Source organism: Ruegeria sp. CDSC021 (assembly GCF_059610845.1).
This window is the reverse complement of sequence record NZ_JBXWOK010000009.1, coordinates 82,297-95,641: the sequence shown is the minus strand read 5'-3', so window position 1 is coordinate 95,641 and position 13,345 is coordinate 82,297. Positions and strand designations below refer to the sequence as shown.

The window sequence follows — 13,345 nt, the reverse complement described above, 5'->3', positions numbered from 1 at the left end:
CAAACGTGATGCTAAAGACACAAGCAAAGTACCGGCTGGGCCAAGTCGTCCGCCACAAAAAACATCCCTTCCGAGGGGTGATTTTTGACGTGGACCCAGAGTTTTCAAATACCGAAGAATGGTATCAGGCCATTCCCGAAGACAGCAGGCCGATCAAGGATCAGCCGTTTTATCATCTGTTGGCGGAAAATGACCAATCCTTCTATGTTGCTTATGTTTCTGAACAAAATCTGATTGCCGACCAGTCCGGAGAACCGGTCGAGCATCCGGATATCCCCGATATGTTTGGTCCGTTTGAAAACGGCGCATATCCGTTGCATTTCCATTTGAACTAAAAATGGAAGCGCGGGTGAAACCGGGCCCATACTGTCAATAACCAAGCGCGCACCCATCTTTTCGCGGATCGCTTGCGCCTTGCAAAACGCCGCTCTTCTGGATTCGGATCGCTTGAGCCCCGCCAAGAGGTGTTTCTGAAATCAGAACTTTGTGGCCGATTTCAGATAATTGTTGCGCGACCTTCCGCGAAATTCCGCGTTCCAGTTTCAAGACAGGTCCGTCTGCAAAGGCCCGCGGTGCGTCTATGGCCTGCTGCAGCGCAAACTCATCGTCAGTTAGCAGCGAGACCAGCTTTGCATGTCCTGTGGGCTGAAAGGCACCACCCATCACGCCGAAGGGCATCAGGATTTTGCCTTTCTGTTTCAACATGCCGGGAATGATCGTGTGCATCGGGCGTTTGCCGCCGCCAAACTCGTTCGGATGGCCTGATTGCAACGTAAATCCAGACCCGCGGTTTTGCAGCAGAATGCCGAATTTCTCAGAGGCGATACCCGATCCAAAGCTATGAAAGATCGAATAGATCAGCGATACCGCCATCCTGTCCCTGTCGACCACCGTGATATAAACCGTGTCCTTGTGAATGGCTTCGGTCAGTGGGGCAGCAGCGGGCATGGCATGGTTTGGATTGATAAGCTCTGCCAGCCGATCGGCTGTTGTCTGGTCCCAAAACCTGTCTGCGTGTGTCGTATGATCCGGATCGGCGATGAACCTGTTGCGGGCATCGTAGGCGAGTTTTGAGGCTTCGGCCTCGATATGCAGACGCTCTGCGGATAGCGGATCCATGGATCCGAGGTCAAAGTTCTTGAGGATATTCAGCAGCAAAAGGGCGGTTGCACCTTGGCCATTGGGCGGATGTTCCAGCAGGTCCAAGCCACGATAGTGCCCTGCGACCGGAACTGTGGGTGTGGCAGCGGTCGCGTCCAGATCTTCTGCTGTGTGTACCCCGCCCATGGCCGTCAGGGTCGAGATAATATCTTCGGCGACCTCGCCCGCGTAAAACGCCTTTCGTCCGTATTTGGCGATTCTGCGCAGCACTTCTGCCTGCCCGGCGGACCGGAACATGTCTCCGGTCTTTGGAACGTCTCCTTTCAGCAGATAGTGGTTCCTGGCTGCCCCCTGCAACGTGTTAGCACCCGGGCCCCAATCAAAAGCCACACGTGGGGCGACCGGCACGCCCTGGTCTGCATAGCGGATGGCGGGTTGCAGGATGGCGTCCAGCCCTAGTTTGCCCTCGGTTTCGGCCAGCTGGCAGAACGCCTCGACCGCGCCGGGAATGGTGACCGCATCCGGTGTATTGAGCGGAACTGCAGTCAGTCCCTTATCGCGCAAGCTGCCAGCGTTGGCTGCTGCCGGTGCCCGGCCAGAGCCGTTGAGGGCCCGAACCTCATCTTCTCCGGCGCGGTTGTACAGAACAAAGCAATCTCCGCCCAGGCCGGTCATTTGTGGTTCGCAAAATCCCAAAAGCACTGCCCCGGCGATGGCTGCGTCCATCGCGTTGCCACCTTGCTGTAGAATGCCAAGGGCCGCTTGGGCTGCCAGCGGGTGAGATGTGGCGCACATCCCTTCGGTCGAAAAAACTTCGGATCTGCCTGGTGCCTGAAAATCCCGCATTGCGCTGCCTTCCCGTGTGATCGCGCAGAAGGTATCGCGCGTCCGGGTATTGTCCAGTCAAATCAAAGGGGAAGTTCCTCGGCATCGTTCACTGGGTGGGGGCTGTGACATACGATGCCGAGGGAAGCTATCTGAGCTACAGTTAAGACTTTGATCTTTGTTTGCGGCGCTACAATGGTTCGAAAAGGGCCTTATTGTGACGTTTTATAGCCCTAATCCGGGTCGAGAAAACTGAATCGCAGTGACAACCGGTTGCAGCCTTCGCTACGGTCATAGCGGATTTCACTGGTCAGTTGGTGGATCAGAAACCATCCAAATCCCCCCTCGGGCAGGTCTTCACGTCTTTCCCCCAGAGGTGCAGGTGCACCTTCTGGTACGCGAAAGCCAGGAAGGGGATTGCCGGTATCCGAGATGAGGATTTCCAACCAGTTCTGATGCAGGCGGCAGTGTACCTTTACGCTGGCGGGCGTGGTTCCGGCATAGGCGTGTTCAACGACATTGTTAATGGCTTCGGCCAGGGCAATTCTGACATCAGCCGCTTTGTGTGCAGGCAGCCCTTTGGACGACAGTGCCTGGCTCAACTTGGCAATGCCAGAGCTTGCTTCGACCTCGGTCGCAGCGAAGCTCAAATCGAAACTGATGCCGTTACACATTAGCCTTGCGCCTGTTCAGTTTCTCCTTGTGTTCAATCCGGCGCACCGGACAGTGCGTCATCCATCGTTGGGTAAAGCTTGAACACTGTGTCCATGCGCGTAAGACGAAACACCTTTTCCACAAAAGGCTGAAGACCTGCCAGATCCAGGCGCCGTTCAGCCCCGAGTTGTTTCATGGCGGCGACAATGGCGCCCAAACCACTGGAGTCAATGAATTCGACACCGCTGAGATCCAGAACCACGCGCACAGCCCCACCTTCGGTTTCCGTGCGCATGTTTTCTTTGAACTGAATGGCCATTGCGGCATCAATCCGGTTGGATTGTACAGTAATTATTTGAATATTGTTGGTCGTAGTACTGGACAGGCCCATACGTGACGGTCCTTTAACTGAAATCGCTCGTAGAAATACGCTAGACGGGAATTCTTACCATTCGGTATCCATTGAATGACAAGAATTTAGGAGCGCCCAGATGAAGCAAGTTGTAATCGCCGGAGCAGCACGTACCCCGATGGGTGGATTTCAAGGAATGTTCGATGGTGTTTCTGCCGCCGATCTGGGTGGAGCCGCGATCCGGGCCGCGCTGCAGGGTGCCGGTGCTGAAACGGTTGACGAAGTACTGATGGGCTGCGTTCTGCCAGCCGGTCAGGGTCAGGCCCCTGCACGTCAGGCTGGGTTTGCAGCCGGTTTGGGCCAAGAGGTCCCGGCCACGACGCTCAACAAGATGTGCGGATCAGGGATGAAGGCTGCGATGATGGCCTTCGATCAGATCGCATTGGGCCATGCCAACACAATGATCGCAGGCGGGATGGAGAGTATGACGAACGCGCCCTACCTGTTGCCCAAAATGCGTGAGGGTGCGCGCTTGGGGCACGCTCAGGTCGTCGACCACATGTTTCTGGACGGGCTGGAGGACGCCTACGACAAAGGTCGTCTGATGGGCACTTTCGCCGAAGACTGTGCCGAGGCGTTCCAGTTCACCCGCGAAGCGCAGGACGAATACGCCCTGCAGTCCCTATCCAACGCGCTGGCCGCGCAGGACAGCGGCGCGTTCGACGGTGAAATCACTCCGGTAACCGTCCGTACAAGGAAAGGCGAGGTCACGCAGTCCGCGGACGAGCAGCCGAAAACCGCCCGCCCGGAAAAGATACCTTCGCTGAAACCGGCTTTTCGCAAGGGTGGAACGGTGACGGCGGCCAACGCGTCGTCGATCTCTGATGGGGCGGCAGCTCTGGTTCTGGCGTCAGCTGAAGCCGCCGAAGCGCAATGCCTCTCGGTTCGGGCGCGCATTCTGGGTCATTCCAGCCATGCGCAGGCTCCGGGATTGTTCACGACTGCGCCAGTTCCCGCTGCGCAAAAGCTTTTGGCCAAAATCGGCTGGTCCAATGATGATGTGGATCTGTGGGAAGTAAACGAAGCCTTTGCCGTGGTGCCGATGGCATTCATGCATGAGATGGGTCTGACGCGTGACAAGGTAAATGTGAATGGTGGTGCATGCGCTCTGGGTCATCCTATCGGCGCTTCGGGAGCGCGTATCATGGTCACCCTGCTGAACGCGTTGGAAAAGCGGGATCTGAAACGCGGCGTGGCGGCGATCTGCATCGGTGGTGGAGAGGGGACTGCAATCGCGATTGAGCGCGTTTGACGCGGGGCCGATTCCACCATAGGTCCGGTGCTGTAGAACCTGTTTACAAGATCACTGACCGGACCCGCTCCCCATGACCGTTGATTACGATACGCTGACCAAGACAATCGTCGCCCTAACCGCAGGCGAGACAGATCAAGTTGCTCTGATGGCGACAATCGCCTGTGAGGTTCATCACGCCGATGATCGGTTTGACTGGACGGGGTTCTATCGCGTAACAGATCCGGGCATTTTGAAAATCGGCCCCTATCAGGGTGGTCACGGGTGTCTGGTTATTCCCTTCGGGCGCGGTGTCTGTGGTGCCGCGGCGCGGACCGGAAAGGTACAGTTGGTGGCGGATGTGCATGCGTTTCCAGGTCACATCGCCTGCGCCTCGTCTACGCAGTCCGAACTGGTGCTTCCGGTGCGCAATGCCTCGGGCGAGGTCATCGCGGTTTTTGACATCGACAGTGACCAGCCTGATGCGTTCACGGATGAGGACGCAGAAAAGCTGTCTGCCATATTGTCAAAGGCGTTTTCGGGCGAGTTAAGAGGGGCCTGACGCAAAATCAGCCCGTCTGTTAGACTGGAATGGATACTAATTGCGACTGGCCAAGGCATGATCCCGGACCAATTCACCACAGAGCGGCTTGCCGTCTGCCACTGGCAAGTGGAAGTCTCTGAAGCTGGTCGCCTTTCAGCGTTGACGGCCGAGTTGGCAACCGTCCTGACACCAGCGGTTCTTGAGCCCCTGCCGCCTTCGATGCAGGTCGAAGAAACGCCCAGCGGGATGACCGACTGGATCGCGGCACGCAAGACCGAAAGCGATGTTCTTCTTGTTCGGCTAAGGCAAAATAATCAGCTGATCGGACTGCTGATACTGGCCTCAGAACCCGAAGATCAGGCCGCACCAGCCATTCACCTTGGATATCTGTTTGCCGAACGAGCCTGGGGCTGTGGCTATGCAACCGAACTTGTGTCCGGCTTTATCGCGGCCTGCGGCACGAGCCGCGCCATTCGGTTTTTGGCCGGGGTCGAGCACAGCAATCCCGCCTCTGCCCGTGTGCTACAGAAATCGGGGTTCACGCGATCCTCAGCTCACTCCACCGACGATACCGATATGTATGTCTGCGACATTTCCTAGATCCCATCGGGATCTTACGTGGCTTGCGGATCAAGCCAACTACAGAATGTCTGTGATTAGGAAATATGCCAGCCCGACCTGAGTCGCAAAGATCGCAAACAGCGACAGGGAAAACCGGCCTTTTCGGGACTTGTGATTGAAAATCCAACGCCCGACCAGCGCACCGGGACTGCCGCCCAGTGCCGCCAGCCACAATAGCCTGCGTTCCGGAACCTGGCTTTTTCTGCGTCTGGCGCGCAGCTTGTCCCAGCCAAAGGCCAGCAAAGTCAGGCCGTTGATGACCCACAGGTATATAACCGCAATCCACATAGCTGACGGATAGCTAAATGCGTCGATTTTCCCAAGTGAAAAAATGCTTGGAATTTTCACCGATTCGCGGCATCGTGAAAAACACGAGGAAAATTTCACCAGATATCGGAGAGTTCGGTGAACAGCCAAGCCCCCCACAGTGCAACGCTCGGAGCCGACATTCGCGCATTGCGTAAGGCGCGTGGGTTGACGCTGACCGAGATCGCAGAGCGGTTGAACCGGTCGGTCGGATGGCTCAGCCAGGTTGAACGCGACAAGTCCGAACCGTCAATTTCAGACCTGCGTCAGATCGCGAAATGTCTGGGTGTGCCGATGTCCATGCTGTTCGCCCATTCTGCCGCCCCCGCCAATGAACAAGGCTATGTCGTGCGCGCCGGGTCGCGCCGCCCTATGGGGTCGGGCGAAGAAGGTCTGATCGAGGAACTGCTGTCACCCGATCTGACTGACGATTTTGAGATGGTGCATTCCACCTTTGAGCCGCATTCCAAGATGCAGAATCCGGCGGACCGCCCCACGCAAGAGGTTGGCTATGTGATTTCCGGTCAGTTGAATCTGACCATCGGCGCGCAAAGCTTTTCGGTTGGGCCCGGTGACAGTTTTCGGATCAAGAACGAACCCTATATTTGGGCGAACCCTCATGATGAGCCTGCTGTGGTCATCTGGGTCATCGCACCTCCGGTGTACTGATGAGTTTCGAGGCCTGGACCATATTCGCGCTGTTCTGGGTGGTGTTTGTAACCACACCGGGGCCTAACGCGGTGAACTGTATCTCGAACGGGATGAGCCTGCCCTTCGCAAAAGCGATGCTGGGTGTCTTGGCGATCCTGACCCAAGCCAGCGCCTTTTTGGTTTTGTCGGCGCTTGGGGTGACGGCCTTGATCGCGGCCTCACCCACCGGATTCTTCATCGCCAAGCTGGTGGGCGCAGGGTTTCTGATCTGGCTGGGTGTCCGAGGCTGGAAGGCTGCAGCAAATCCCGCCCCTATTTCCGAACGCCCTGCACGGCATGTCTATCTGCACGCGCTGGCCGTCGCGACAATCAACCCCAAAAGCGTCGCGGGTTATCTTGCTGCATTCTCGCAATTCGTGCAGCCGGATGTGCCGATCTGGGAGCAAATGTTGGTCATCATGCCAACGGCGCTGATCATCACAACGCTCAGCTACATCGGGTTCACTCTTCTAGGTGCGCTTATGGGGCGGGCCGCGCTGGGGGCCGTGTTCAACATCTGGGTGCGCCGGGTCATGGCCACCTGTTTCATCATTTATGGCGTGTTGCTGGGCACCACCAGCGCGCCAGCAGCAAGGGGATAAGCGAAATGCATACAGGTTCCTGTCTGTGCGGCTCGGTTGCGTTCAAGATCGAAGGCGATCTTCCTGCCGCCTCGGCCTGCCATTGCGGTCAATGCCGCAAACAGTCGGGTCATGTCTGGGCCTCGACCTCGGCCCATCAAGACGACATCACCTTCACCGCCAGCGATACGCTGAGCTGGTTTCGTGCTTCCGACATCGCCCGTCGGGGATTTTGCAACGCCTGCGGCTCTTACCTGTTCTGGCAGCATAAGGACGAAGATCGGATTGCCATTGCTATGGGGGCGCTGGATGCACCCACCGGACTGACCCTCGCCCGCCATATATTTGTGGCTGACAAAGGCGATTACTACGACATCACGGACGATCTGCCTCAAGAGGCACAGTAACAGGGACTGAAAGACATGAGTGATTTTCCGACAAAAGCCCGCGTGGTTATTATCGGTGGCGGAGTGGTGGGGACATCGTCCCTGTATCATCTGGCCAAAAAGGGCTGGACCGACTGTGTTCTGCTGGAGAAAAACGAGCTGACCGCCGGGTCGACCTGGCATGCAGCTGGCAACGTGCCGACCTTTTCGACCTCTTGGGCGATCATGAACATGCAGCGCTATTCGACCGAGCTTTATGCGCGGCTGGGTGAAGAGGTCGACTATCCGATGAACTATCACCAGTCCGGCTCAATCCGGTTGGCCCATTCGAAAGAGCGGGTGCAGGAGTTCGAGCGGGCAATGGCGATGGGCCGTTATCAGGGCATCGAGATGGAGATGTGGACACCCGAACAGGCCAAAGAGCATTACCCGTTCCTGGAAACTCATGACCTTGAGGGTGTTCTGTTCGACCCGACCGATGGCGACATCGACCCGGCGCAGTTGACCCAGGCACTGGCCAAGGGTGCGCGCGACATGGGGGGGAAGATCCTGCGTTTCTGCCCGGCCACGGGTGTGACCCAGAAGGAAGACAAGACCTGGATCGTGCATACTGACAAGGGCGATATCGAAGCGGACCACGTGGTCAATGCAGCCGGGTATTACGCCCAGCGTGTGGGTGAATGGTTCAAGCCCTTCGGCGGTCGCACCGTTCCGGCCATGGTGATGAGCCACCAGTACCTGCTGACCGACGAAGTGCCCGAGATCGAGGAATGGTCCAAGGCCAATGGCGGTAAAAAGCTGCCGCTGCTGCGCGACGTGGATATCTCCTATTACCTTCGGCAGGAGAAGAATGGATTCAACCTCGGCCCCTATGAGCCCAACTGCAAGGGCCACTGGATGACCGAGGATGATCCGATGCCCGAGGATTTCAGTTTCCAGCTATGGAATGATGATCTGGACCGGATCGAAGACATCGTCACCGACGCGATGGAGCGGGTGCCGCTGATGGGGACCTCGGGTGTGGGTCGGGTGATCAACGGGCCCATCCCCTACGCGCCGGACGGGCTGCCGCTGGTTGGCCCGATGCCGGGCGTGACCAACGCGTTTGAGGCGCATACCTTTACCTTCGGCATCGCGCAGGGCGGTGGTGCCGGCAAGGTGCTGGCCGAATGGATCGTCGATGGCGCAACTGAGTGGGATATGTGGGCCGTCGATCCGCGCCGTTACACCGATTACACCGATCAGGATTACTGCAACCAGAAGGGGCTTGAGGTCTATGGCAACGAATACGCCATGCATTTCCCGCACCATGAATGGCCCGCCGCGCGCGACAAAAAGCTGTCGCCTGTCCACACCAAGGTCAAGGAATTGGGCGGCGTGATGGGGCCCTATAACGGCTGGGAACGCGCCAACTGGTTTGCGCAACCGGGCGACGATACCTCTGAAGAAGCGACCCATACCTGGGGCCGTTCGGGGCCATGGGAGAAGCGGATCAAGGAAGAGTGTGAGGCTGTCCGTGATCATTGCGGCGTATTGGACTTGCCCGGATTTTCGCGTTTCATCGTAAAAGGTGAGGGTGCCGCCGAGGCGCTGCGGTCGCTGGTTACCGGCGGTTTGCCCAAGGTGGGTCGCATCAACCTGGTCTATATCTCAGATGGTCGCGGCCGGATCCTGACCGAAATGTCCTGTATCCGTCTCGGCGATGACGAGTTCGTCATGATCACGGCCGCTACAGCGCAATGGCATGACCGCGATATCCTGTCCGAGGCAATGCCCACTGGCGTCACCGTCGAGGATGTCACCACCACTCGTGACACGCTGATCGTGACAGGTCCAAAATCGCGCGACATTCTGGCGGGGCTGAGCGATGCGGACCTGTCCAGTGGCTGGCTGACCCATCAATCGGCCACGGTTGCAGGTCAGCCCGCATTCCTGATCCGCGTCTCGTTTGCAGGAGAACTTGGCTGGGAGGTTCACGCGCTGAACGACCATATGCCCGCGATCTATGGCGCGATCCTTGACGCTGGTGCCAAACCGTTCGGGATGTACGCCCTGAACTCTCTGCGCATCGAAAAGGGTTATCGGGCTTGGAAAGGCGATCTGTCCACTGATTACTCTCTGTTGGAAGGCGGGTTGGAACGGTTCGTCAAACTTGACAAACCGCAGGACTTCCCCGGCAAGGCCGCGATCCTGAACGAAAAGCAGCAGGGCGTGAAAAAGGCGTTTGCCACTATGTTGGTTGAGGCAGGTGACGCGGATGCGCCCTACATGTCCTGTATCTGGCACAACGGCGAGATCGTTGGCGAAACCACCTCGGGCGCTTGGGGGTATCGCGTTGGCCAATCCATTGCGCTGGGCATGATCCGTCCCGAATTGGCGGTGGCAGGTACCGAGCTTGAAATCGAAATCTTCGGTGAGAAGCGACGCGCCGTGGTACAGGACGATAAACCGCTCTGGGATCCAGAAAACGAGCGGCTGCGCGCCTGATCGCCCGAAGGAGACCTGCATGAGCATGCGTTATTCAAAACGGGGGCCCGGAGAGGGCCTCAATTATGACTGGGAAAATGACCACACATTTGTGAAGGTTTCGACCCGGGATACTGATGGCGCCTATACGCTCATGGAAGACAATCTGAAGGCCAGCTTTGCGCTTGGCCTTCATCGCCATGAAACCCATGCTGAAAGCTTCTATTTTCTGGAAGGCGAAGTGGATTTCTATGTTGATGGCGACTGGCATCGCTGTGGGCCGGGCAGCACGATGCATGTGCCGCCCGGTGTGCCGCATGCCTGCCGCGTTGCTGGAAATGCACCTGCTAAGATGCTGATGATTTTCCAGCCTGCCGGTTTTGACGGATTCCTTGCTGAGCTGGCCAAGATGACCGAGGCGGACTTCGCCGATGAGGCGAAAATGGCCGAATTGAACGCGCGGTATGACATTGTCCCGATGGGCTCTGTGCCGCCTCATCCCGATGACGAGGTTTGATCATGACACTGCCTAAAACGATGTCCGGTGTATTCCTGACCTGTCACGGCGGGCCCGAGGCGCTGGAATGGCGTGACGATATACCCGTCCCAACCCCTGCGCCGGGGCAGGTTCTGGTCCGTGTGGCCGCAGCCGGGGTGAACAACACCGATATCAACACTCGTATCGGCTGGTACTCCTCGGATGTGACCGGCGCTACGGATGCGGTGGATCAAGAGGTCGAAGCCGGAGGCTGGGGTGGCGCGCTGAATTTCCCGCGCATTCAGGGCGGTGACCTGTGCGGCATCGTCGAAATCGCGGGGCCCGAGACCGGGTTCACCCCGGGCCAGCGCGTGACCTGTCCGATCAACCTGCCACGTCCGCGACCGGGCAACCCGACAGGCTTCATCGTGCTTGGGTCCGAGATTGACGGCGCCTTTGCGCAATATTGTCTGGTGCAGGCCGATGACCTTTACGATGTCAGCGCCTCACCCCTGTCCGATATTGAAATTGCCGCTATCCCCTGCGCCTTCGGAACTGCCGAGGCTTTGCTGACCCGATCCGCTGTGACTGCCGGGCAAAAGGTGTTGATCACCGGGGCGTCGGGCGGTGTGGGCCTTGCCGCCGTGCAACTGGCGGCGCTGCGCGGTGCCTCGGTTTGGGGCGTGACCGGTGCGGCCAAGGCCGAAGCGGTGAAAAGCCAGGGCGCGACCGCCACGTTCAACCGGGATGCGTCGCTGCCCACCGACATGTTCGACGTGGTCATTGACGTGGTGGGCGGACCTGCATGGGCTGACCTGATCCTGGCGCTGAAACCGGGCGGTCACTATGCCGTTGCGGGTGCGATTGCTGGCCCGATTGTTCAAGCCGATCTGCGGGATATCTATCTGCGCGACATTACCATTCACGGCAGCACCCATCAGCCGTTCGAAGTCTTCGGTCGCCTGGTCGAACTGATGAATGCGGGGCGGATCAAGCCCCTGATTTCAAAAACCTATCCGCTGAAAGACATTGCGACGGCGCAAGAGGACTTTCAGTCAAAAACGTTTCCGGGAAAACTGGTTCTGGTTCCCTGAGGAGGTTCATTGATGGCAGATATAACCCTTCTGGATGGGTCTATCGGACAGGAACTGGTCAAACGCAGCGGTGATGCGCCGACGCCTTTGTGGTCGACCCGGGTGATGATGGACCATCCCGAGTTGGTCGGGGATGTGCATGCGGATTATTTCTCACGCGGTGCGACTGTGGCCACGACAAATACCTATGCTGTTCACCGGTCGCGTCTGGACCGTGTCGGCTTGGGTGATCAGCTGCCAGATCTGATCGAGGCGGCCCTGTCGCAGGCCGAGCGTGCGCGCCCGGCGGGTAGGCGCATCGCTGGGGCTTTGGGTCCGCTTCTCGCCTCTTACCGGCCGGACCTGAATCCAGAGGTCGAAGAGGCGGCAGAGAAATTCACCGAACTGGTGGCGATGATGGCAGATCGCGTTGACCTGTTCCTGATCGAAACCGTGTCGTCGGTGCAAGAGGCCGAAGGCGCGTTGCGTGGAACGGAACAGGCAGACAAGCCGGTCTGGCTGGCGCTGTCCGTGATGGATGATGATGGGACGCGGCTTCGGTCGGGTGAGCCATTGTCGGGAATAGCATCTTTGGTTGATCGCTTTACGCCTGAGGCCGTGCTGATCAACTGCTCGCGCCCCGAGGCGGTGCCCGCTGCGCTGAATATTATCGCCACCTTCGGGCGTCCGTTTGGGGCATATGCCAATGGCTTCACCGGGATTACCCAGGAATTTCTACAAGACGCCCCAACCGTCGATGCGCTGCAACAGCGCCACGACCTTGGGCCGGATGAATATGCTGATCAGGCGATGGGGTGGGTGGCGCAGGGTGCAACTATCATCGGCGGATGCTGCGAAGTCGGTCCCGATCACATTCAGCGACTGGCAGATCGGCTGTGCGCTGCTGGCCACAGCATCGTCTGAAGGGGGTAAAGATGCGGCAACGACCAGATAGCTTGACCGACAAGGCGCAGATACATTTCGATGTTCTGGTCGCGCCGGGCTATGTGCTGTTGGAGCTTGCCGCATTGATTGAGGTTCTGAGGCTGGCCAACCGCGTCTGCCCCAACCCGCCCTTCAGCTTTACCTATCGGTCTCTGAAAGGTGGGCCCATTGCCAGCAGCAGCGATGCGACGGTCCAAACTGAACCCGTATCAACCCATCCCAAGGCGGATTATCTGTTTGTGATCGGAAATTCCGACCCTGACCACCCCGATCTGTCTATCGGACGGGTTGTATCGGACTATACGTTCCGAGGCGCTCAGGTCTTTTTGCTGGCCGAAGCTGCCAGCCGCTATATTGACGAATTTGGCACCGCAGACATGGCGACCCATTGGGAAAACGCCTCTTTCCTGAGTGAACGCGGGGCCCGGTTCGAGGCGAAGCTGTCGATAGCCACAGAACAGGGCCAAGTCGTGACCTGCGCAGGGATGGAGGCGACAACCGATGTTGCTTTGTCCGTGATCGGACGCCACATCTCGGGGCCTGCCAAGATGACGGTGGCCAATATCATGCTGCACGAAAATATCCGCGACTTTTCATCGATGCAGCCTTTCTCGGGGGCGCAACTGACAGCTACTGGGGACGCCAAGCTGGATCAATGTATCAAGCTGATGCAGGCCAATATCGAAGACCCCTTACCCATCCAGCAGATTGTCGAGGCATTAAATCTTTCGAACCGATCGCTTGAGCGAAAATTCAAAGCTTTCTTTGGCACCAGTCCAAACGGTTTCTATCGCGAGATGCGGCTGGCGAAGGCTAACAACCTGCTGCTGAACACCACGATGAGCGTTCGGGAAATCGGTCTGGCCTGCGGCTTTCCGAACGGTTTCTCCTCGGTTTACAAAAGCTTTTTCGGGGTCACGCCCTTTGTTCTGAGGCGCGAAAGACGGGCTGCGTCACATAGGTGAAAATCGCCTATAACATGACGCTTTTGGTGCATTTATTGCCGATCTTCCATGGCAACGTGCCCAAAAC

The 13,345-nt window shown here is 57.9% G+C and carries 16 protein-coding genes; 12 read left to right on the top strand and 4 right to left on the bottom strand.

Going from position 1 to position 13,345, the window contains the following annotated elements; all coding sequences use genetic code 11:
* Positions 1–8: 8 nt before the first annotated feature.
* A complete protein-coding gene (hspQ, locus tag AC2FGB_RS14420) occupies positions 9–335 on the top strand; it encodes a heat shock protein HspQ (RefSeq protein ID WP_142637073.1) in 327 nt (108 codons plus the stop codon).
* Between the two features lie 34 nt (positions 336–369).
* On the opposite strand, the gene AC2FGB_RS14415 is transcribed toward hspQ, so the two are convergent.
* From AC2FGB_RS14415 to AC2FGB_RS14405, 3 genes are all read right to left on the bottom strand, one after another.
* The gene (locus tag AC2FGB_RS14415) at positions 370–1,947 is read right to left on the bottom strand and encodes a gamma-glutamyltransferase family protein (RefSeq protein WP_142637071.1); all 1,578 of its coding nucleotides are present in this window, start codon (positions 1,945–1,947) and stop codon (positions 370–372) included.
* 212 nt (positions 1,948–2,159) lie between these two features.
* Positions 2,160–2,600: an ATP-binding protein gene (locus AC2FGB_RS14410; RefSeq protein WP_496694160.1), complete on the bottom strand. Its 441-nt coding sequence runs from the start codon at positions 2,598–2,600 to the stop codon at positions 2,160–2,162.
* A 32-nt stretch (positions 2,601–2,632) separates the two neighbouring features.
* On the bottom strand, positions 2,633–2,971 hold the full coding sequence (locus tag AC2FGB_RS14405) for an STAS domain-containing protein (RefSeq protein ID WP_142637067.1): 339 nt from the start codon (positions 2,969–2,971) through the stop codon (positions 2,633–2,635).
* 100 nt (positions 2,972–3,071) lie between these two features.
* Between AC2FGB_RS14405 and AC2FGB_RS14400 the strand changes: the two genes are divergently transcribed.
* From AC2FGB_RS14400 to AC2FGB_RS14390, 3 genes are all read left to right on the top strand, one after another.
* Positions 3,072–4,244 carry a thiolase family protein gene (locus AC2FGB_RS14400; RefSeq protein ID WP_142637066.1) on the top strand — a complete coding sequence of 391 codons (1,173 nt, stop codon included), beginning with the start codon at positions 3,072–3,074 and terminating at the stop codon, positions 4,242–4,244.
* A gap of 73 nt (positions 4,245–4,317) precedes the next feature.
* The gene (locus AC2FGB_RS14395) at positions 4,318–4,785 is read left to right on the top strand and encodes a GAF domain-containing protein (RefSeq protein WP_271949692.1); all 468 of its coding nucleotides are present in this window, start codon (positions 4,318–4,320) and stop codon (positions 4,783–4,785) included.
* A gap of 57 nt (positions 4,786–4,842) precedes the next feature.
* A complete protein-coding gene (locus AC2FGB_RS14390) occupies positions 4,843–5,367 on the top strand; it encodes a GNAT family N-acetyltransferase (protein WP_142637062.1) in 525 nt (174 codons plus the stop codon).
* A gap of 39 nt (positions 5,368–5,406) precedes the next feature.
* Here the strand turns inward: AC2FGB_RS14390 and AC2FGB_RS14385 are convergent, their stop codons facing one another.
* Positions 5,407–5,676 (bottom strand): DUF1294 domain-containing protein, encoded by a 270-nt coding sequence (locus tag AC2FGB_RS14385; RefSeq protein WP_496694159.1) that lies wholly within the window; start codon positions 5,674–5,676, stop codon positions 5,407–5,409.
* 117 nt (positions 5,677–5,793) lie between these two features.
* On the opposite strand from AC2FGB_RS14385, the gene AC2FGB_RS14380 reads away from it, so the two are divergent.
* From AC2FGB_RS14380 to AC2FGB_RS14345, 8 genes are read left to right on the top strand one after another with little or no spacing between them, the layout of a single operon-like run.
* Complete coding sequence (locus tag AC2FGB_RS14380; protein WP_496694158.1) at positions 5,794–6,363, top strand: helix-turn-helix domain-containing protein; 570 nt, start codon at positions 5,794–5,796, stop codon at positions 6,361–6,363.
* Positions 6,363–6,986, top strand: coding sequence for a LysE family translocator (locus tag AC2FGB_RS14375; RefSeq protein WP_281973074.1), 624 nt, complete (start codon positions 6,363–6,365; stop codon positions 6,984–6,986). Before AC2FGB_RS14380 ends, AC2FGB_RS14375 begins: the two co-directional genes overlap by 1 nt.
* Before the next feature lie 5 nt (positions 6,987–6,991).
* Positions 6,992–7,372, top strand: coding sequence for a GFA family protein (locus AC2FGB_RS14370; RefSeq protein WP_142637055.1), 381 nt, complete (start codon positions 6,992–6,994; stop codon positions 7,370–7,372).
* A gap of 15 nt (positions 7,373–7,387) precedes the next feature.
* Positions 7,388–9,838 carry a GcvT family protein gene (locus AC2FGB_RS14365; protein ID WP_496694157.1) on the top strand — a complete coding sequence of 817 codons (2,451 nt, stop codon included), beginning with the start codon at positions 7,388–7,390 and terminating at the stop codon, positions 9,836–9,838.
* Positions 9,839–9,857: 19 nt separating this feature from the next.
* Positions 9,858–10,334 carry a cupin domain-containing protein gene (locus AC2FGB_RS14360; RefSeq protein ID WP_142637051.1) on the top strand — a complete coding sequence of 159 codons (477 nt, stop codon included), beginning with the start codon at positions 9,858–9,860 and terminating at the stop codon, positions 10,332–10,334.
* 2 nt (positions 10,335–10,336) lie between these two features.
* A complete protein-coding gene (locus tag AC2FGB_RS14355; RefSeq protein WP_496689918.1) occupies positions 10,337–11,389 on the top strand; it encodes an alcohol dehydrogenase family protein in 1,053 nt (350 codons plus the stop codon).
* A gap of 12 nt (positions 11,390–11,401) precedes the next feature.
* Complete coding sequence (locus AC2FGB_RS14350) at positions 11,402–12,292, top strand: homocysteine S-methyltransferase family protein (protein ID WP_142637049.1); 891 nt, start codon at positions 11,402–11,404, stop codon at positions 12,290–12,292.
* Positions 12,293–12,303: 11 nt separating this feature from the next.
* Complete coding sequence (locus AC2FGB_RS14345; RefSeq protein ID WP_142637047.1) at positions 12,304–13,278, top strand: GlxA family transcriptional regulator; 975 nt, start codon at positions 12,304–12,306, stop codon at positions 13,276–13,278.
* Positions 13,279–13,345 lie beyond the last annotated feature (67 nt).